General features: G+C 71.6%; 1 pseudogene. It reads right to left on the reverse strand.

Annotation, left to right across the window (positions count from 1 at the left end):
* Positions 1–264: pseudogene (locus DEIPI_RS39395) on the reverse strand (hypothetical protein); the annotation flags it as partial.

A 264-nucleotide genomic window follows, 5' to 3' on the forward strand; every position in this document is an offset into this window, starting at 1 on the left:
CGGCGCGAACGTGAAGACCTTCGCGAGCGTCTCGCGGACGCTGCCCACCGAGAACGCGATGGCGACGTTCTGCGCCGTCACGACGTCCCGCAGCTGCCACCTCAGCGTCTCGCGCGACGAGAAGCGTTCGCGCGTCACGTTCGTCGGGAAGAGGCTGTAGCGCGGGAAGCGCGCGGGCCGGTCCGTCACGACGGTGAGGTCGAGGGCGCTGATGGGCTCGCGGCGCGACGCGAGCGCGTAGCTCCAGCCACGCGCGCCCTGGTT

The organism is Deinococcus pimensis DSM 21231, from assembly GCF_000519345.1.
GTDB classification, from domain to species: domain Bacteria; phylum Deinococcota; class Deinococci; order Deinococcales; family Deinococcaceae; genus Deinococcus_A; species Deinococcus_A pimensis.